The sequence below is a fragment of the bacterium genome (genome assembly GCA_021372515.1).
In the GTDB taxonomy this organism is placed as follows: Bacteria; Gemmatimonadota; Glassbacteria; order GWA2-58-10; family GWA2-58-10; genus JAJFUG01.
The window spans coordinates 15,548-33,932 of record JAJFUG010000031.1; the positions used below are offsets into that span (position 1 = coordinate 15,548).

Genomic DNA, 18,385 nt, shown 5'->3' on the forward strand with positions numbered 1-18,385 from the left:
CATCGTTTTTCCCTCACTTGAGGTTGAAGGAGCCGGCCAGGGAGTGGCGGGGCCGGGGCCTCAGACATTGAACCTGAAATTGATGATGTCCCCGTCCTGCACCGGGTAGGTCTTGCCCTCCAGGCGCAGCTTGCCCAGCTCTTTCATGCGAGCCATGTTCGGCTCGGCGCTGAAATCCGCGTACGAGACCACCTCGGCGCGGATGAACCCGCGCTGGATGTCGGAGTGGATCTTGCCCGCGGCGTTCAGGGCATCCGTGCCCCGGTCGATGGTCCAGGCCCGCACCTCGTCCTTGCCCACGGTGAAAAAGCTGATCAGGTCGAGCAGGGCGTAGGCGGCGCGGATGAACTTGTGACGCGCCGGCTCCTCGATGCCCATCGCCTCGAGGAACTCGGCCTGCTCGGTGGGCCCCAGCTCGCTGATCTGTTGCTCCAGGGCCGCGCAGAACGAGATCGCCTCGCCGCCGAAGCGTGCTTTGAGCGCCGGATCGGCCTCCAGGTTGCCCTCACCCGTGTTGATCAGCACCAGGCGCGGCTTGAGGGTGAGAAACTGGAACCCGGCCAGAAGGCGTTTCTCTTCCTCGCTCAGGCCCAGTTCGCGCAGGGGCTTGCCCTCGCCCAGGGCCGCGTTGCAGCGCTCGAGCAGCGCATGCTCGGCCGAGCCGCGCTTGCTCTCTTTTTCCAGCCGGGCCATGCGCTTTTCGATGATCATCAGGTCGGACAGGGCCATCTCCTCTTCCAGCGAGGTGACATCCGCCGCCGGGTCGATGCGGTTCAGCGGGTGGCTCACCGCCTCGTCCTCGAAGGCGCGGGCCACCACGGTGAACGCGTCCACCGTGCGCATGTACGACAGGCTCTGCGCGTCGATCCCGCCCGTGCCGGTGGCGGTTATCCCGCCCACGTCCACGAAGCTGATCTCGGCGAAGGTGGTTTTCTTGGGCTGGAAAATTTCACTCAGGCGGTCGATGCGGCTGTCCGGGACTTTGATCAGCCCGACATTGGCCTCTTTGCCGCTGGTGATGAAACCATCCACCCGGGCGTGCAGGCCGGTCAGGGTGTTGAAGACAGTGGTTTTTCCGGAGAGTGGGTAACCGATCAGCGCTATTTTCATTTTCTTTTGCCGGGAGCAGAATGCCGGCGGACGGACAGGGATTCAGTGATGTACAGGCTTTTTTGAGGCCTGTGCGAACCAGGCAGATACATTCCATGACAAGCCCGGCCGGAGGCTGGAAAGTCCGGCCGGGCTGCACGGGTGAGGGTCGACTCAGTTGTTCTCGTCCTTGCGGGGCGCGCTGTTCTGCTGGCCGCCCTGCTGTTGCTGCTGCTGGGACCTGTTTTCGGAGTTGTAGCGGGGACGGTCATCCCGGTAGTCTTCGTCGGAGGCGCCGGGGAGCTCGTTCTGAAGGTCTTTCAGACCTTTCTTGAACCCGCGGATGCTTTTACCCAACGAGGTGCCGATCTCGGGAAGGCGTTTGGCCCCGAAAAGCAGCAAAGCGATGAACGCGATTACGAGCAGTTCGCTGGTGCCGATGTTCGGTAGCATGCTTTACCTCCTTTTGCCGGGCGATATATTTGACCGGCGTGAACTTTCGCTTGTGTGTTAAGGTTGAACTTCCACCCGTCAGTTCCCCTTGAAACGCGCAATACAGATTAACCTATAATTAAATGCCTGAAAAGTAAAGAGTAATTATTTTTCAGCCTCTGTCAGGGTGCGCCAGAGCAACTCGGCCGCTTTGACCACGGCACGCCAGCGCACCTGCTCACGGTCGCCGCCGAAGGAGAAATGCCGCACCGCAGTGCCGCCGGGTCCGGCCAGGGCGATGAACACAGTGCCCACCGGTTTTTCGGGGCTGCCGCCCCCCGGCCCGGCGATCCCGGTCAACGACAGGGCGTAATCCGCGCCGGCGCGCTGACGGACGCCCTCGGCCATGGCCCGCGCCACCGGCTCGCTCACCGCGCCGTGGGCCTGGATCAGAGCCTCCTCCACCCCCAGGAACGTGCTCTTGGCGGCGTTGGAATAGCTCACCACCGCGCTTTCCAGGTAACGGCTGCTGCCCGGGGCATCGGTGAATGTCTTCGCCAGCCAGCCGCCGGTGCAGCTTTCGGCCAGGGCCAGCCTCTGGCCGCGCCCGGCCAGGAGGTCGCCATCCACCTGGAACAGGTCGCGCTCATCGCGGCTGTATACTCCCTCCGCGGCCACCGCGGCCACGTGATCGGCGATCCGCTCGACAGTGCCGCTGTCCGCGACGGCCAGGCTCGGCGGGGGCGAGATGACCACATCCACCAGCCCGCCCTTGGGATAGTAGCTCAGGTACTCGCGGTCCGCCTCGGCCAGGCCCGCCTCGATGCGCTCGGCCAGCACGCTCTCGCCGATCCCCACTGTGCGCACCACCGCCGAGGGCCGCACCTCGCCGCCGAAACGCCGCTTGAGCAAAGGCACCACCTGCTCGTCGATCAGCACCTCCATCTCCACCGGCACGCCGGGCAGCAGGAACAGCATCCACCCGGCCTCCTCCAGCAGCAGACCCGGCGCGGTGCCGCGCCGGTTGGGCAGGACAGTCGCCCCCTCGGGCACCAGGGCCTGACCCAGGCTGCTCTTGGGGATGCAGCCGTAGCCCATGCGGGCGAACAGGGCTTTCAGGTGCTGCATCACACTTTCATCCTGCACCAGACCCCTATTGAAGAAACGGCAGGCGGCGCTTTTCGTTACATCATCCCGCGTGGGGCCCAGCCCCCCGGTGGCGACAATCACCGGCACGCTGCGGAAAGCCTCCTCCAGCGCGCCCAGGATCGCCGGGTCGTTGTCATCCACGGTGCGCACCTCGCGCACGGCGAAACCGCCGGCGTTGAGGGCCAGCGAGATGTACTGCGCGTTGCTGTTGAGCGTGCGCCCTTTGAGTATCTCGGCGCCGATGGTCAGAATGGTCACATCCATAGTTTCAACCCCAGAATGACAAGCAGGGCCCAGGCCCCGGCGAAAATGTCATCGGTCATCACGCCCCAGCCGGCGGGAAGGTGCTCGGCGCGGCGGGCGGGGAAAGGCTTCACAATGTCGAAGAGTCGGAACAGAAGGAACGCCGCTCCGAGCCAGACCACCGAGTGCGCGTCGATACAGGCCGCCGAAAGGCCCATCCCGGCCACCTCGTCGATCACCATCCGGCCGTTGTCGTGGCCCCAGTACTTCTCGGCCCGGGTGCAGACCGCCACCCCGACAAAATAGACGACCGCAGTGGCGGCCAGGGCCACGGGCAGGCTCCACCAGGCGGCGCAGAGCCAGATAATGACAGCGGCCACGAGCGAGCCGGCCGTGCCGGGAGCCAGCGGACTGAACCCGCTGCCCAGGCCCGAGGCGAGCAGCTTGACCAGAAATTTCATGCGCGGGACCGCCGGAGGATGATCGGAAGGTTGCGTATCACGTATTCGGCGGCTGAGATCAGCGATAGGGCCACGACCGCCAGGATCGTAATCCGGTTGAGCCAGTGGTGCAGCGGCGCAAACCAGGGGAAGGCGAAATCGGGGTGGAACTCGATCATCCGTCCGTGGATCACCTGCACGATCACCGAGCCGATGAAGAACATCTGGCTGGCGGTCTTGAACTTGGCCAGGCGGCTGGCGGCGAAGATATGGCCGGTCCACATCCCGTAGTAGCGCAGCAGGGTGACCAGCAGCTCACGGCCCAGCAGGATCAGCAGCACGCTCAGGGTGACGTACTGGAACGCGTACACCCGGTCGCTCAGCATGTAGAACGGCACCAGGGTGGCGGCCAGCAGCAGCTTGTCCGCCACCGGGTCGACCAGCTTGCCGAAAGTGGTGATATTCTGGTGCCGCCGCGCCAGGATGCCGTCGTAGATGTCGGTCAGGCCGGCGGCAACGAACAGGTAGTAGGCCAGGATGAAATCCCAGAGCGAATGTCCGCTCAGGATCAGCCAGGCGATCACCGGGCAGAGGACGATCCGCACCAGGGTCAGGAAATTGGGCAGGTGACGGTGGCCCAGCAGGCCGTTGCCGTTGGGGCGGGCCGCTGACGCCCCGTTATTGTTCTTTGTCTCAGTCATGGTCGAGCACGTGACGGCCCCGCAGGGCCTGGCTGATGGTGAAAGAATCGGCGTACTCCAGATGGCCGCCGGCGGGAAGGCCGCAGGCGATCCGGCTGACCTGGATGCCGCGCCCGTCGATCAGGCGCTGGATGTAGAGCGCAGTGGCGTCCCCCTCCACGCTGGGGTTGGTGGCCACGATCACCTCGCGCACCGGGGCCTCCCTGTCCTCCAACCGTCGGCTGAGCAGGTCGAACGAGAGCTGCTCCGGCCCCACCCCGTCCAGCGGGCTCAGATGCCCGCCCAGCACGTGGTACATCCCGCGGAAGATTCGGCTGGCCTCGATGGCCCGGATGTCGCTCGGCTCCTCGACCACGCAGAGCAGGCCGCGGTCGCGCTGCGTGTCGGCGCAGATCTCGCAGGGGTCGGTCTCGGTGATGTTGCGGCAGCGGGAGCAGAAAAACACGTTCTCTTTCAGCTCGCGCAGCGAATCGGCCAACTGGAACGTCACCTCGTCCGGGGCCTTGAGCAGGAAATAAGCCAGCCGTCCCGCTGTTTTCTCGCCGATACCCGGCAAGCGAGAGAAAGACCTGATCAGCTTTTCCACGCTGCGCGACATGTCAGCCGCCGAACATGGTCGTAAGAAAGCCCGGCAGGCTCATGCCGCCAGCCAGACGGTTCATTTCCTCGCCCAGAATGGCGCGGCTTTTTTCCAGGGCGTTGTTGACCGCCGCAGTCACCAGCTCCTCCAGCATCTCGGGGTCCTTGGGGTCGAGAATGTCGGGGTCGATACGTATTTCGAGCAACTCCTGCTTGCCGTTGACCACGGCGCGCACCATGCCGCCGCCGGCCGCGCCCTCTATTTTCTGATTCTCCATCTGCGTCTGCATCTGCTTGAACCGTCCCTGCAGCTTCTGAGCCTGTTGCAGCAGTTGCGTTATGTTGTTCATTTTTCATCCCCGCCGTTGACACGGCTTGCGAAGCGGGTTGAAAGATTGCCGTCCGTTCCCCCGTGACAGCGGCGCGGACGACTGGGTGAGTCTCGAAAGTCAGATCAACTCCGGGTTGAACAACTCGTTGACCCGGGACAGGGCCGGGTCGGTGCGGCAGAGCATCTCGAACGACTGCGCGGCCGGACTCTCATCCACCGAGGCCGGGGGCCGCTCCCCGGAGGGGCCGGGCGCGCTGTCCACCAGGTGCAGCTCGAGGTCCAGGCCGCTCAGGCCGAGTATCTCATCCAGGATCGAGCTGACGAGGCTACGGTTTTCGGCCGCGCGCAGCTTCTCGCAATCGAATTTGCGTGTCCGATCAATGTCCAGGCTCAGCCGCCGGCTGTCGAAAGCGCCGGGCGTAGCCGCGCCCAGGGCCAGCCCCAGCGCGTTGCGCTTAAGCTTCACCTGCTGCACGATCTTCGGCCAGTGGCGGCGGATCAGCTCCAGGTCGGCCGGGCCGGAATACTCGATCCGCTGCGGCTTCGCCGCTGCCGGAGGTGTGGCCTCCGGGGCGGGTGCGCTTGCCGCGGGTGCGGACTGGGCTGCGCTGCGCTCGACCTGGGGCCGCACGGGCGCCGCGGGTTTAGGCGGAACACCGGTTGCCGGGGCTGCGGCCGGCTGTCCGCTGTCGCGCACCTGGCGCGGCGCTGGAGGTGGAGCCGCGGGTGTCCGCGCACGGGCCGCGGCCGACGGGGCGCCGCTTTCGGACTCCAGGCGGGCGATCAGCTCGGCGATATCGGCGCTGCGCTCCAGCAGGGCCAGACGGATCAGAAGCAGCTCCAGGCAGATACGCTGCTGCGAGCTGCGCTTGAATGTCTCCTCGAAACCCAGCACAAGGTGCAGTGAGCGCACCAAGTCCTCGACCGCGAAACGTCCGGCCAGCTCGCCGTAACGCTCGCGGTAGGCGGCCGGGATGTCCTCCAGGCGCGACGGGTCGGCGCCCAGGCGCAGGACTATCAGGTTGCGAATGTGGGCGGTCAGCTCCTGGAAGAATTCCTCCAGGTCCACGCCGCTATCGACCAGACGGTCTACAAACCCCACCACGCCCAGGCTGTCCCGCTCGGCCAGCAGACCCGACAGCTCCAGGAACAGCTCGCTGTCGAACACCCCCAGCACCTGAGCGGCCAGCTCGGCCGTGAAATCGACGCCACAGAAAGCGATCACCTGGTCCAGCAGGCTCAGGGCGTCCCGCATCGCGCCGCCAGCCTTGCGCGTGACCATTTCCAGCACCTCGGGCGGGGCGGACAGGCCCTCGCGGCTCAACACGCCCTGCAAGTGGGCCTGCATCTCGGCCGGCGGCACAGCCTTGAAATCGAAACGCTGGCAGCGCGACAGGATGGTCGGCGGCACCTTGTGCGGCGCGGTGGTGGCGAAAATGAAAATCACGTGGGAGGGCGGCTCTTCCAGGGTCTTGAGCAGGGCGTTGAACGCCTCCTGGGTGAGCATGTGGACTTCGTCGATGATGTAGATCTTGTACCGGTTGCGGCTGGGGCTGTAGCCCACCCGCTCGCGCAGGTCGCGTATCTCGTCGATCCCGCGGTTCGAGGCCCCGTCGATCTCCAGCACATCGAGCGAGCTGCCCTGGATGATCTCGCGGCAGATTTCGCACTGGTTGCATGGGTCCTGGCCCACCGGGCTCAGGCAGTTGACCGCGCGCGCCAGAATGCGCGCGGTGGAGGTCTTGCCCACCCCGCGCGGCCCGGAGAACAGGTAGGCGTGGCTGATCCGCCCCCCGGCGATCGCATTGACCAGGGTGCGGCTCACATGCTGCTGCGCCACGATGTCACCGAAAACCAGCGGCCTGTATTTCCGCGCCAGAACGAGATAGCTCAATATAGTGTCCCCTCTGCCGGAATCCCGATTCCCTTATTATGAAAAATAGCTCATACCGCCCGGCTTGGCAACATATTCCTGCGCCGGTCCGGGGGCTGGAAGGGCGAGTTTATTGTTTGTAAATCGTTGGAGAACAGCATGATATGCAAGAGTTGCCTTTGCGCTGTCCTCCGCCGGCTGCCGGCTGCAAACGAATGTAGGGGCGGGTTTCAAACCCGCCCCTACAGGGCCGAACGACACTTTTTCCGGCAACGACGCTCGGACGGCGTTCCGGACTGGACTCACTGGTAGATCAGGACCCACTGCAGGCGCGGCACCCCGTTGCCCTCCACGCGGCGCAGCTCCACCGTGTGGCTGCCCTTGACCAGGTCGTAGTTCCAGAACAGCGGCTCGCGGCGGTCGTGGTAGTTGCCCTTGATGTTCACGGTTTCGACCAGCTTGCCGTCAATCCGCACCTCGCAGCGCGCCTCGGCGCTGTCACCCTGCATGCGGCCACCCACCACGAACGCGCTGCCCTCCAGGTTGAACGAGACCGGGCTCGTCAGGTCCTGATGCAGCTCGCGGTGCTCGACCGGCTTGAGGCCCTCGAAGCCGAGTTCCACCTGGTCCGGGGCCTTGGGCTCCTGGGTCTGGATGATCCAGGAGTCGGCGTCGGTCCGGCCGCCGGCGGCGGTCACGATCTTGGCCGCCACCCGCAGCGTGGCGTCCACCGCGCTGTCGATGCTGTAGTCGCTGTAGCTGAACTTGAGGTTTTCCACCTTGTCCAGGCCCAGTTTCCACTGTTCCGGGATGGCCGAGAAGCCGAGCATGGTCCCCAGGATGCCGGCGGCGTTGGAGGGATTGCAGTCGGAGTCCTGGCCGCAGCGGGTGGAGATGTCGATGGTGCGGCCCATGTCTCCGTCACCGTAAAGCAGGCCGACCACGATGTAGGCGCCGTTGATCACGGCGTCGATGTTGAACGGCTGCAGCGCGCCATCCGGGCAGCCGATATCGGAGCCCCATTTCTTTTCGATCTCGAACCAGGTGCGGCGCCAGTCATCCGGCCACTGCTCGTGCCAGGCGATGACATCCTTGATGCACTTGGCATAGCGGCTCTCCGCGGGCAGGCTGGCCAGGCCGAGCTCCACCACCCGTGCGATATCGTTCTCGGTGAAGGCGTGGGTGTACATGGCCGCGACGAACACTCCGCCGTAGACCCCGTCGCCGTAGTTCATGATATGGCCCACGCGATTGGCGTAATCCAGCGCGGTCTGGGGCATCCCCGGGCACATCAGGCCGATGAAGTCGCTCTCGATCTGGAAATCGATGTCATCGGCGTGGGGGTTGTTCTTCCAGTAGCCGCTGGCCGGGGGCATGATCCCGTTGAGGATGTTCCAGCGCGCCGATTGGTTGGCGTGCCAGAGGGTGAACCCGGCGTTGGCAAATTTGCCCGCCAGCACGTCTGTCGGGGCCTCGGGGCCGAGCGAGTCGAACACGGCCAGGAAGGACAGGTCCATGTACAGGTCATCGTACAGGCCAGGATGGTCGCGGTAGGCGCGCAGCAGCGAGCTGTCGCTCCACTCGATGTTGACATAATCCTGGATCCAGGTGCTCTGCCAGCGGAATTCGGTCGGCCCGCCGTAGGTGCAGCCCACGGTCTGCCCGACCCAGCCGCCGTGCACCTTGTCGCGGATCACCGAGGTGGGCAGGATCACCTCGGCGGCATACAGTCCCGCCGTGCTCAAGCAGGCAGCCAGGGCCACGGTCAGGGCGAACACGCGTGAAGCGGGACGAAAGGACATAATCGGTCTCCTGTATGGGTTGACTCCGACAGGCTCCGGACACGGTCCGGCTCAGCCCACCTTGAGGAATATTTTCCGTTTGTACAGCCAGTAGGTCACGTAGACATGCACGGCCAGGACCAGCCAGTACTGGAGTATCTGACCGGGCACGCCCAGCGGGCCGAGCAGCGGGCCGCTGAAAGTCCAGAGCCAGTTGTTGATGTTGCCGCGCAGCATCTGGAAAAACACGTAGATCGAGATCGAGTTCATCCCGATCACCATGAAGATGAAAGACCAGCGGCGGATGTTCTTCACCTCGATCAGCCAGTAGAACAGGGCCAGCAGAAGGTAGGCCCAGCCGGCCGCGAAAATGGCCCAGGAGGCGGTCCAGATGCGCTTGACCAGCGGGATCGCCGGGTACAGCGCCGCCCCGAGCGCCAGGCAGACCACAGCGGCGATAAGCAGGGTGCGCACTTTCTTGCCCGCCGGGATGTCGCGGCGCAGCAGCTCGCCGGCCAGGATGCCGAAGATGACCGTCGCGATGGACGAGATGGCGTTGAACGCCGTGTAGCCGCCGCCGTCGGTCCGGTTGAATACCCACTGCTCCACCGCGGAGGCGAAATTGGCGTTCTTGGCCCAGGGGCCGCCCGGCCCGACTCCCGGCCAGAGCACGAAGCAGAGGGTGTGCACGAGCAGGATGCCCAGGGCGGCGGCGATCTGGACCTTGGTCCCGCGTCCCAGAACGAAGAAAGCGAAGAAATAGGCGATGGCGATCTGCTGCAGGACAGTGGTCAGATCGACCAGGATGGTGTTCTTGTGAATGGCCACGATCACGCAGCCGATGACGAGCAGTTGGAGCGAACGTTTGAGCGCGTGCCAGAATTGCTGGCTACGGCTCTGGCCGCGGGAGGCACGGATCGCGAAAGCGAACGGCATCGCCGCCCCGACAATGAAGATGAACGAGGGCTGTATCAGGTCCCAGACCGAGAATCCCGCCCACTCGACATGCTCCACCTGGTTGGCCAGCCACTGCCAGGCCGGATTGCCGTCCAGCACCGAGAAACCGAAACCCGCCGAGGCCATGAAAAACATGGTGAAGCCGCGGTAGACATCCAGAGACAGCAGGCGACCGCCTGCCACCGAGCCTTCGTCTTTGCCCATCTGGGATCTCCGGGAGGAAAAGAGTGGATGAGTCACTGCCGTCCGGACAGAATCGCAACACTGGATGCAAAAGAAAGGATTTCCACTCGCGCGGCCGCACCGGTCGCCTGCTCGCTGGGCGAATATATTATTTAGGCAGAATGCTCGCGCCAGGCAAGGAAATTGTCTTTACAGCCGGTTGCGGAAAGAGTACTTTTTTTGTGAAGTGCAGGGCTGACTTCCCCCAGCCGTCCTCTCAACAACAAGTCCGGCCATTCGCCCGGGCACTTGCCTGCCGCGCCGGACAGATTTCACGAAAGGAGCCTCGCATGGACCGTCGTGGGTTTTTCCGGAACGGACTGCTCGCTGCCGGAGCGATTCCGGCGGCGGCCCTGGCCCAGGCCGAAAGCAAGCCAGCGGCTCTCCCCATGAAATACCGACCCCTGGGCGCCACCGGTCTTTATGCCAGCGAGGTGAGTTTCGGCACCTACGGCTGGCAGAACGCGGGCGTGCTGGAGGCCGCCGTGGAGCGCGGGATCAACCTGGTCTGCACCTGCACCGACTACCAGAGCGGCGCGGCCGAGCGGGCGATCGCCCCGGCGGTGAAAAAGCATCGCGACAAGCTGATCCTCTCCACCGGCTGCAACTGCAACCGCGAGGTGGATGCCGACACCCTGGTCAAGAACCTGGAGGGCAGCCTGCGCAACCTGGGCGCCGACCATGTGGACATGTTCCTGGCCCACATGTGCGATGAGCCCCAGCAGGCGGCCAATCCGGCCATCCCGGAGGCTTTCGAGCGCATGAAAAAGGCCGGCAAGGCCGCCCACCTGGCGGTCAGCACCCACAGCGGGAGCTTGGAGGCCGTGCTGCGCAAGGCCATTGACCTGGGTTATTACGAGATCATCCAGTGCAAGTACAATTTCATGGAGAACTCCAGCCAGGAGAAGCTGTTCGCCGAGGCGAGGAAAAAGGGCCTCGGCGTCGTGGTGTTCAAGACCAAGGCCGGCTCGCGTGAAAGCGAGGTGAAAGCCTTGGCCGGCAAGGGCCTGGAGTACAACCAGGCCGTGGTGCGCTGGGCCCTGACCAACGAGGATATCAGCTCGGTCTGCTGCGCCGTGCGCTCGTTCGACGACGTGAACAACTATTCCGACGCGGTGGGCAAGGAGCTTTCGTTCCAGGACCGGGACCTGCTGGAGATTTACCGCGCTGCGGTGGAGAACAGCTACTGCCGCTACTGCGGCGCCTGCGCCGCCCAGTGTCCGAACGGGGTGGATGTCGCCAGCGTGATGCGCTACCAGATGTATTTCCGCTACTATGGGTTCGAGAAAGAGGCCATGGCCCGCTACTCCGCTCTGGACGAGGGCGTCCGCCCGCTGGCTTGCGCCGGCTGCGACGCTCCCTGCCAGACAGCCTGCCCGCATGGCCTGGCCACCCGCGAGAACCTGCTGGCTGCGCGCGAGATGCTTTCTGCCTGAGGTTGAGGCGGTTCGGGACAATGAAGCTTTTTGAGCCGGGGTGGGCCGTGGGGCCTGCCCCGTCTTGTTTTATAGGCTGAAAGCATAGCTCCCCGGCCGTTAAATCTTTTTCCGGCAAGACCTTGAAAAACCCGCCCGGCCCGACATACAATTAATTGAGGCCCCGCGGCGGCAGTTGTCCGCACCTGCACGGAGCGCCGCCGCCTGTCCCCGCTGGATCTTCCTGTTTCCCACGCCGCCTTTCACCTTTGCACGGGAGGTGAGGCAAATGAAAGCCGCACTGCTGTTCACCGGGGGAGCGCCCCTGGTGATCCTGACATCCCACCAGTCACTCACCGACCAGGGCCTGCTGGACAAGCTCGCCGCCAAGGGGATCGAGAAATTCCTCGCTTTCGAGATCCCGCTGGACCAGGCGCGCCAGCGCTACGGTGGCCATTTCGACGTGGTGCTGCGCGACCTGCGCGAGAGCGATGATCTGCGGGTCCTGGACTACAACGGCCAGCGGGCGTTCCGCCTGTTCCGGTTCGATGAGTTCGGCGAGCCGGTGATGCACGAGGCGGTGGCCGCGCCGGCCTGAACCGCGGGAGGGCCGCGACGATGACTCTGTCCAGGAAACTGATCGAACGTCTGAACCACGAGGGCGTTGAGTACGACATTCTGCCGCACAATGTCACCTATACGGCCCAGGAAACCGCGGCCAGTATCCACACCACCGGGCGACAGGTGGCCAAGCCGGTGATCCTCACCGACGGACACCGGTACGTGATGGCCGTGCTGGAGGCCCCGCACCGGGTGGACCTGGGCAAGTTCTCCCGGGCCTCCGAGATGCAGGACCCCCGCCTGGCCACGGAGAAGGAACTGCGCGACCTGTTCCCCGACTGCGAGCTGGGGGCGATGCCGCCGTTCGGCGAGCTGTATGGGATGCCCACCTGGGTGGACAGCCATCTGGAGCTGGATGAGCAGATCGCGTTCGACGGGGGCAGCCACTATGAAGTTATGCGGATGAAATATGACGATTTCAAGCGCATGGCCCATCCGCAGGTGGCGGATATAGCCCTGGCCTGAGTGCACGCTGATATCGTTACGCAACCGGGGGCTGCCCGAAACGGGGCGGCCCCCTTTTTTTGCCTGGCCCGGCGTAAGGGGGACGAGGCAGCAATGTCCGGTTAGGAACTTGCAGTGAGAAGCCGAAAGACCCTTTTCTGCTTTGGTTTCGGCCAAAGCAACAAAGCCAGCGGGGGCCGCAAACTCGTCCGCACCACGACTCTTCTTCTGGCGGTGGTGTGCCCGGCGCTTTGATTCCGCTGCCGCGATGCAGCGGCGGCGCTGCCGCGAATCGCCGCCGGGCCGTGCGGCAATTACAGCCCCGGACGTTTCACGTTCGATTACACGCTGCCCTGGCGGGAGGCTCAGGCAGGTGCGGCCCCCAAAGGCAACAGCGGCGGCCTGTCAGCCGCATGGGGCTTGGCTTTGACCCAGGATCGAGTCATTCCGATACGAACACTGTGTGCGCCCATAACATTCTACGCAAAAACCTAACCGGACATTGCTGGGACCGGGGGGATTTGTCCAAATAAAAAGGGCACGGCGCGCCGTGCCCCTGCATATCGAACTATTTCTTACGGCCTTGGTCGACTCACTCTGACCGGCTCAGGCCACGCCCGCCGTGCGGGCGTAGATGATCAGGGCCAGACCGACCACGAACAGGATGAACATGCCGGTCAGCAGCTTGCCCGTGCCCTTGGGCGCCGCGGCGAACTCTTTCCAGACAAACACGCCCCAGAGCGCGGCCACCAGGGTCGCCCCCTGGCCCAGGCCGTAGCTGATCGCCGGGCCGGCCATGCCGCTGGCGATGATGCTGAAACTCATGCCCACGCACCAGATCACTCCGCCCAGCACTCCGGTAAGGTGTACGCCTAACGAGCCCTTGAAATAATCGGACAGGGCCACCGGCTCCCCACGGAACGGGAAACGCATCACCAGGGTGTTGAGGATGAAATTGCTCAGGAACAGCCCCAGGGCGAACAGCACCACCGCCGTGTAGGGGGTGAGAAGCCCGGCCTCGGGCGCCGCGAAATCGGTCGCCATGGCCTGGGCCACCAGCGGGTAGAAAAAGCCCATCATGATCCCGCAGATCACCGAAAGCACGATGCCTTTCACCTTGCCGCCGCCGGAGCCGCCGCCCAGGCGCTTGTAGGCCAGGGCGTCCAGGATGATCGCCACGGCCACTACCGCCACTCCGGTAAACAGCACCGTTGAGCTGCCCACCGGGTTGACCGCGTAGCTCTTGACCACGCCGATCACCAGGGCCAGGCCGATCCCCACCGGGAACGCCACCGCCATGCCCGCCAGGTCGATCGCCGCCACCAGCAGGATATTCGCCACGTTGAACACCAGCCCGCCCAGCAGGGCCGAGATCACGTTGGATGAGCCGGCCTGACACAGGTCCTGCAGGAACGGCCGTCCCTCGCGGCCCAGGCTGCCCAGGCTGAAAGCGAAAGCCAGGGCCAGCAGAAGCACACCCAGGGCGTAGTCCCAGTAGAACAGCTCGAAACGCCAGGTGCGGCCGGCCAGTTTCTGGGTGTTGGCCCAGGAACCCCAGCAGAGCATGGTCACCACACACAAAGCCACCGCCGGTGCGTAAGAATGCAGGATGAACATTGCGGCTCTCCGGGAAAATAGTTTCTCCGGTCCGGAAAAGCGGCGGGCCGGTTGCGGGAAACATCAGAGGCGACTCAAGGAAACGGCCGGAAACGGCCTGCGAATTTCGGTCGAGCCTGGGGGGGAGCGAAAAGAAAATGCCTGTAAATAAAATGTCCCAGGCTGCCCACAGCGACAATCACTACAAGCGTACCGCTGCTACCTTCCGGTCCTGACGGGGTTAGCGAGCGACTGTCCTGTGGACCTGGGACGCTTCAAGATAGGGCAACGAACCCCTTCTGTCAAGACCCACGGCCCGAATGCCCACCCGAGGTGCGGGCCGACGGGTCAGGGGATGTAGTTGTCGAGAATGAAGTCCAGCGGGTTCTGCGGAACGCCGTTGACCACCACCTCGTAATGCAGGTTGGGTCCGGTGGTGATCCCGCTCTGGCCGACAAAGGCGATCAGGTCGCCGCGCTTGATTTCCTGGCCCACCCGGACATTGCTCTTCGACAGGTGCGCGTACTTGGTCACGATCCCGTAGCCGTGATCCACCACCACAGTCAGCCCGTAGCCCACCTGGTGCTTGGACATCACCACCCGGCCGTCAGCCGGGGCGATGATGGACTCGCCCATGCGGGTCGAGATGTCGATGGCGTTGTGGTACTGGGAGTTGTGGTAGATCGGGTGCTCGCGGCGGCCGAAGAAGCTGGAGATATAACCCTTGGTGGGTATGATCGACGGGTGATGGGACCACTTGTCTGCGCTGGACTGCATGCTCTGGATCGCATCGTCCAGGCTCTGCTTGATCAGGTCGGACTTGCGCAACAGGGCATCCACCTGGTCCTGCTGCTGGTAGATCTGACGGGCAGCCTGGCTGTTCAGCTCGAACAGCTCGTCATAGTTGCCGATGTACGCGCCGCCGACACCCACCTCGCGCACCTCGTTGTCCAGCAGGTCCAGCCCGGCGATCCGGCGGAAAACCTGGTTCTCGTCCATCAGACCGCTGATCCGCTGGGTCAGGCCGCTTATTTTCTGTTCGACACCGGTGAGTTTTTGAGTAAGGAGCTGGTTTTCGAGCTGAAGGTTTATGAGTTTCAGGTGGTTGTATTCTTTATTGAGGGAGATTACGGTCAGATACCCGATGCCGGCCAGGAATGTAAAACTGAACGTCAGAGCGGCGGCTACCAACCAATAGGAAATCTTGAGCCGGCGGACCCGGATTTCATCGTGGGGAACAACCAGGATTGTCCAACTTTTTTTGGGCATGACATATCTCCGTGCGGGTGGGACACGGTTTCGACGCGAATCTGGCAGGAGTTGCCAAAAGTTTAAGCTTGCCGCAAGAGCTTGTCAAGAATTTTTTCGCGGACTGTGGTGCGAGAACCGCTTTTTCGCTGGATCGGGTGGGTTTTGTGTCAAGAAACAAACAACAAAACACAACCCGAAAGCAAATAATTATCGCAATTTTCTCTGTTTTCGGGCCTGATTCGGGCGAAAATCCGCTTTTTGAGCCCCTGAACCGTCAAGATGAGGAATTTTTCAACTTGGGCCGGATCTCGCAAAAATCATCCTGAAGGGACCGAATGAAGCCGCAGCCTATGATACAACCGCCCTTCCCGAAACGCAACTGTGTTTTTTCAACCTTTTCACAACCGATCGGGTGCGGCCGTGCGGTGGGTCCGGCGATTAAGCCGTCCGGTCCGCGCGGGACCGGCGCGGGCCGGGCAGGACAAAGCCGGCGGCGGAGCGTGTCACTGTGTGCCTGAGCGGGCGACGGACGAGGGGTTGTCGTTTTTCTCGATCAGGGCGTAGGCGTTGTGGTTGTGGATCGATTCGAAATTTTCGGCCTCCACCCGGTACCAGTTCACCCCTGCCATGTTCTCCAGGCGCAGGGCCGCCTCGCGCACCACGTCCTCCACAAAGCGCGGGTGGTTGTAGGCGTACTCGGTGACATACTTCTCGTCCCGGCGCTTGAGCAGCGGATAGAGCGCGCAGCTGGCCGACTGCTCGGCCAGCTCCACCAGGTCCTCGATCCAGATGAATTCGCTGAAACGCACGCTCAGGCGCACCACCGAGCGCTGGTTGTGCGCCCCGTAGTCGGAAATTTCCCTGGAGCAGGGGCAGAGCGTGGTCACCGGCACCTCGACCACCAGGATGAAATCCGTGTCCCGGCTGTCGCTGCCCAGCGAGCCGATGAAGCGGCAGAGGTATTCCTGCAGCGCTTTCGACTTGGAGACCGGGGCTTCCCGCTGGATGAAATAGGGGAATTCCAGTTCCATGTGCGCCACCTCGGCGTTCATTTTCTGACGCATTTCGGCCAGTATTTCGTGCAGGTTGTCGGCGGCGATGTCGCCCCGGTGCCGGTTGAGGATCTCGATGAACCGGCTCATATGAGTGCCGCGGAAACTGTGCGGCAGCAGGACTGACATCTGGATGCGCGCCACCGTGTTCTGGCTGCCGTTGGCCCGGTCCTGCACGGTGATCGGGTAGCTCAGGCCCTTGACTCCCACTTTCTGGATCGTCAGGTTGCGGTGGTCGGTCTCGCTCTGTATGTCACGCAGGGGCTTGTCGCTCAATCCGCCCTCCTCGGGTGTTGCGTTTCATTTGACACCACGCCGCGCCAGGGCGTGCTCGATCAGGCGCTTCAATAAGCCGCTCAGGTCCAGGCCCAGCACGCGGGCGGCCTTGGGCAGCAGCGAGCTGTCGGTCATGCCGGGCTGGTTGTTCGCCTCCAGGCACCAGAGCGCACCGCTGTCCTCCAGCAGGAAATCGATCCGGGCGTAGTCCTCCAGGCCCAGGACCCGGAACGCGTCCATGGCGTGCGCCTGGGCCCGCGCGGCGGCCTCGTCCGGAATTTCGGCCGGGCAGATGTAGCGGTTGGCGTGGCTCTTGTACTTGGCTTGGAAATCGTACAGCCCGCCGGGCACGATGATCTCCAGCACCGGCAGAGCCTGGCCTGCCACCACGCCCACGGTCAGCTCGCGGCCGCGGATGAATTTTTCGACCAGGATACGGCGGCAGTAGGCGGCGGAGGACTCGGCCGCGGCCAAGATTTCGGCGGCCGAGGCGGCGCGGGCCAGCCCGATCGTGGAACCCTGGTCGGCTGGCTTCACTATGACCGGCAGTCCGATCGACGGCAGGGCCGCCTCCACTGCGGCGGGCCAGGAGTCGCGCTCACGGCTGTCCAGCAGAAGGTAAGGCGGGGTGGGCACACCGGCTACGGCGAAAAGCTGCTTGCTCACCACCTTGTCCATGGCCATGGCGCTGGGACCCGGAGGGCTGCCCACGTAGGGCACTCCGGCCAGCTCCAGCACGGCCTGCACGGTGCCGTCCTCACCTTGGCCGCCGTGCATGATTATCAGTGCGATCTGTCCGCCCTGCAGCACCTTGATCGACTCCGCCGGGGGCAGAGTGCAGCTTTTGCGCTCCAGGGTCAGCGGGGCCGCGGACGGGTCGAACGCCTGCCAGTTCTGGCCCGGATCGAGAGCCGTCACCTCGTGCCCGCTTTTTTTCAGCGCCTCGATCACACAGGCTGCGCTCGAGAGCGAAACCTCGCGTTCAGTGCTCGTACCGCCGGCAAGGACCGTGACTTTCATTCTTTCTTCCTCCGTTGGGTCGCGGGCCTGCCCGGGGGAGAGCCCGCTTGCAATTTTACCCGATCTCCGGTATAATTAGTGCGGCCTGGGCCGCTTCCCGCGCCGTTTCCACCGGGATGACGCCGCCGGCGGCTCTGACAGCGCGCGGGGTGAATTTATACCGCGCGGGTGACGTATAAAATATGTAGACATATTCGTCATTCCGGCAGCCGGACGGCGGGCCGGAACGATGGTTTACAGCCTGTGCGGGGCGGCTGCAGGTTGGAATTCCGCTCCGGCGCACGGGATAAGCGTGTTTTGTTCTCATAAGCTAACGATTCGACGGGAATTTTACAAGTACAGGCGAGTCTGCCGCGCCCTGAGCGGGCGGCGGATTGAATGCGGAGCGGGTGAAAAGTGCGAAAAGCGAGTGAATCGATACTGATAGTCAGCCTGGCGCTTCTGGCCCTGGCCGGGCCGCTTTCGGCCTCCAAGGAGAGCCTGCGCCTTCTGAGCGGCGCGGCGCGTCAGGCCCAGCGTGGAGACACGCTCACCGCGCTTGAGGTGGTGGGACGCGTGCTGGTGCAGCCGGGCCGGGATGAGGCCAAGCCCTACGCCCTCTACCTGATGGGCTTGCTCGAAGCCGGACGGGGCAATGCCGATACGGCCGAGACCGCGTTCCGCCGCCTGATCGTCGAATACCCCGTCTCCAATTACACCGGGGTCACCCTGGCCCAACTGGGCAACCTGTTGTACCAGCGGGCCCAGGACAGCGCCGCGGTGCGCGTGCTGGAGCCGCTGGCCACCGGGTTCCCGGACTCGGCGTTCACCGGCGCGGCCCTGGTGGTGATGCAGCGCGCTGCGGACCGCGCCCGCCTGGGCGAAAAGGCCATCCGGGCCGGGCTGCAGTACCTTTCCGGTGCTGGTGCGGGCC

The 18,385-nt window shown here is 64.0% G+C and carries 18 protein-coding genes and 1 other RNA gene; 4 read left to right on the top strand and 15 right to left on the bottom strand.

Annotation, left to right across the window (positions count from 1 at the left end):
- Window positions 1-60 precede the first annotated feature (60 nt).
- From ychF to LLH00_02895, 10 genes are all read right to left on the bottom strand, one after another.
- The gene (ychF, locus tag LLH00_02850; GenBank protein ID MCE5270201.1) at window positions 61-1,110 is read right to left on the bottom strand and encodes a redox-regulated ATPase YchF; all 1,050 of its coding nucleotides are present in this window, start codon (window positions 1,108-1,110) and stop codon (window positions 61-63) included.
- A gap of 153 nt (window positions 1,111-1,263) precedes the next feature.
- On the bottom strand, window positions 1,264-1,542 hold the full coding sequence (locus LLH00_02855; protein MCE5270202.1) for a twin-arginine translocase TatA/TatE family subunit: 279 nt from the start codon (window positions 1,540-1,542) through the stop codon (window positions 1,264-1,266).
- Window positions 1,543-1,686: 144 nt separating this feature from the next.
- Window positions 1,687-2,934: a competence/damage-inducible protein A gene (locus tag LLH00_02860; GenBank protein MCE5270203.1), complete on the bottom strand. Its 1,248-nt coding sequence runs from the start codon at window positions 2,932-2,934 to the stop codon at window positions 1,687-1,689.
- Complete coding sequence (locus LLH00_02865; protein MCE5270204.1) at window positions 2,925-3,374, bottom strand: phosphatidylglycerophosphatase A; 450 nt, start codon at window positions 3,372-3,374, stop codon at window positions 2,925-2,927. The genes LLH00_02860 and LLH00_02865 overlap by 10 nt, the downstream gene beginning before the upstream one ends.
- Window positions 3,371-4,054: a CDP-alcohol phosphatidyltransferase family protein gene (locus LLH00_02870; protein MCE5270205.1), complete on the bottom strand. Its 684-nt coding sequence runs from the start codon at window positions 4,052-4,054 to the stop codon at window positions 3,371-3,373. Before LLH00_02870 ends, LLH00_02865 begins: the two co-directional genes overlap by 4 nt.
- On the bottom strand, window positions 4,047-4,652 hold the full coding sequence (recR, locus tag LLH00_02875; protein MCE5270206.1) for a recombination mediator RecR: 606 nt from the start codon (window positions 4,650-4,652) through the stop codon (window positions 4,047-4,049). Before recR ends, LLH00_02870 begins: the two co-directional genes overlap by 8 nt.
- A 1-nt stretch (window position 4,653) precedes the next feature.
- On the bottom strand, window positions 4,654-4,983 hold the full coding sequence (locus tag LLH00_02880) for a YbaB/EbfC family nucleoid-associated protein (protein MCE5270207.1): 330 nt from the start codon (window positions 4,981-4,983) through the stop codon (window positions 4,654-4,656).
- A 99-nt stretch (window positions 4,984-5,082) separates the two neighbouring features.
- The gene (gene dnaX / locus LLH00_02885; protein ID MCE5270208.1) at window positions 5,083-6,858 is read right to left on the bottom strand and encodes a DNA polymerase III subunit gamma/tau; all 1,776 of its coding nucleotides are present in this window, start codon (window positions 6,856-6,858) and stop codon (window positions 5,083-5,085) included.
- A 281-nt stretch (window positions 6,859-7,139) separates the two neighbouring features.
- Complete coding sequence (locus LLH00_02890; GenBank protein ID MCE5270209.1) at window positions 7,140-8,639, bottom strand: ADP-ribosylglycohydrolase family protein; 1,500 nt, start codon at window positions 8,637-8,639, stop codon at window positions 7,140-7,142.
- Window positions 8,640-8,690: 51 nt separating this feature from the next.
- Window positions 8,691-9,779, bottom strand: coding sequence for a DUF5009 domain-containing protein (locus tag LLH00_02895; protein MCE5270210.1), 1,089 nt, complete (start codon window positions 9,777-9,779; stop codon window positions 8,691-8,693).
- A 308-nt stretch (window positions 9,780-10,087) separates the two neighbouring features.
- Here LLH00_02895 and LLH00_02900 point away from each other — a divergent pair, with 308 nt between their 5' ends.
- The 3 genes from LLH00_02900 to LLH00_02910 all read left to right on the top strand — a co-directional run bounded on the left by LLH00_02900 (window position 10,088) and on the right by LLH00_02910 (window position 12,298).
- Window positions 10,088-11,233, top strand: coding sequence for an aldo/keto reductase (locus LLH00_02900; GenBank protein ID MCE5270211.1), 1,146 nt, complete (start codon window positions 10,088-10,090; stop codon window positions 11,231-11,233).
- 268 nt (window positions 11,234-11,501) lie between these two features.
- Window positions 11,502-11,810, top strand: coding sequence for a cytosolic protein (locus LLH00_02905; protein ID MCE5270212.1), 309 nt, complete (start codon window positions 11,502-11,504; stop codon window positions 11,808-11,810).
- Window positions 11,811-11,830: 20 nt separating this feature from the next.
- Entirely contained in the window at window positions 11,831-12,298 is a 468-nt protein-coding gene (locus LLH00_02910; protein MCE5270213.1) for a YbaK/EbsC family protein, read from the top strand.
- Between the two features lie 585 nt (window positions 12,299-12,883).
- Here the strand turns inward: LLH00_02910 and LLH00_02915 are convergent.
- The 5 genes from LLH00_02915 to LLH00_02935 all read right to left on the bottom strand — a co-directional run bounded on the left by LLH00_02915 (window position 12,884) and on the right by LLH00_02935 (window position 17,472).
- The gene (locus LLH00_02915; GenBank protein MCE5270214.1) at window positions 12,884-13,894 is read right to left on the bottom strand and encodes a multidrug DMT transporter permease; all 1,011 of its coding nucleotides are present in this window, start codon (window positions 13,892-13,894) and stop codon (window positions 12,884-12,886) included.
- Between the two features lie 152 nt (window positions 13,895-14,046).
- Window positions 14,047-14,144, bottom strand: an RNA gene (ffs, locus tag LLH00_02920) — signal recognition particle sRNA small type.
- Between the two features lie 77 nt (window positions 14,145-14,221).
- Complete coding sequence (locus LLH00_02925) at window positions 14,222-15,142, bottom strand: M23 family metallopeptidase (protein MCE5270215.1); 921 nt, start codon at window positions 15,140-15,142, stop codon at window positions 14,222-14,224.
- Window positions 15,143-15,627: 485 nt separating this feature from the next.
- The gene (gene folE2, locus LLH00_02930; protein MCE5270216.1) at window positions 15,628-16,452 is read right to left on the bottom strand and encodes a GTP cyclohydrolase FolE2; all 825 of its coding nucleotides are present in this window, start codon (window positions 16,450-16,452) and stop codon (window positions 15,628-15,630) included.
- Between the two features lie 24 nt (window positions 16,453-16,476).
- Window positions 16,477-17,472 carry a D-alanine--D-alanine ligase gene (locus tag LLH00_02935; GenBank protein MCE5270217.1) on the bottom strand — a complete coding sequence of 332 codons (996 nt, stop codon included), beginning with the start codon at window positions 17,470-17,472 and terminating at the stop codon, window positions 16,477-16,479.
- A 396-nt stretch (window positions 17,473-17,868) separates the two neighbouring features.
- Between LLH00_02935 and LLH00_02940 the strand changes: the two genes are divergently transcribed.
- Window positions 17,869-18,385, top strand: a 517-nt coding sequence (locus LLH00_02940; GenBank protein MCE5270218.1) for a tetratricopeptide repeat protein, incomplete at its 3' end; no start/stop codon positions are given.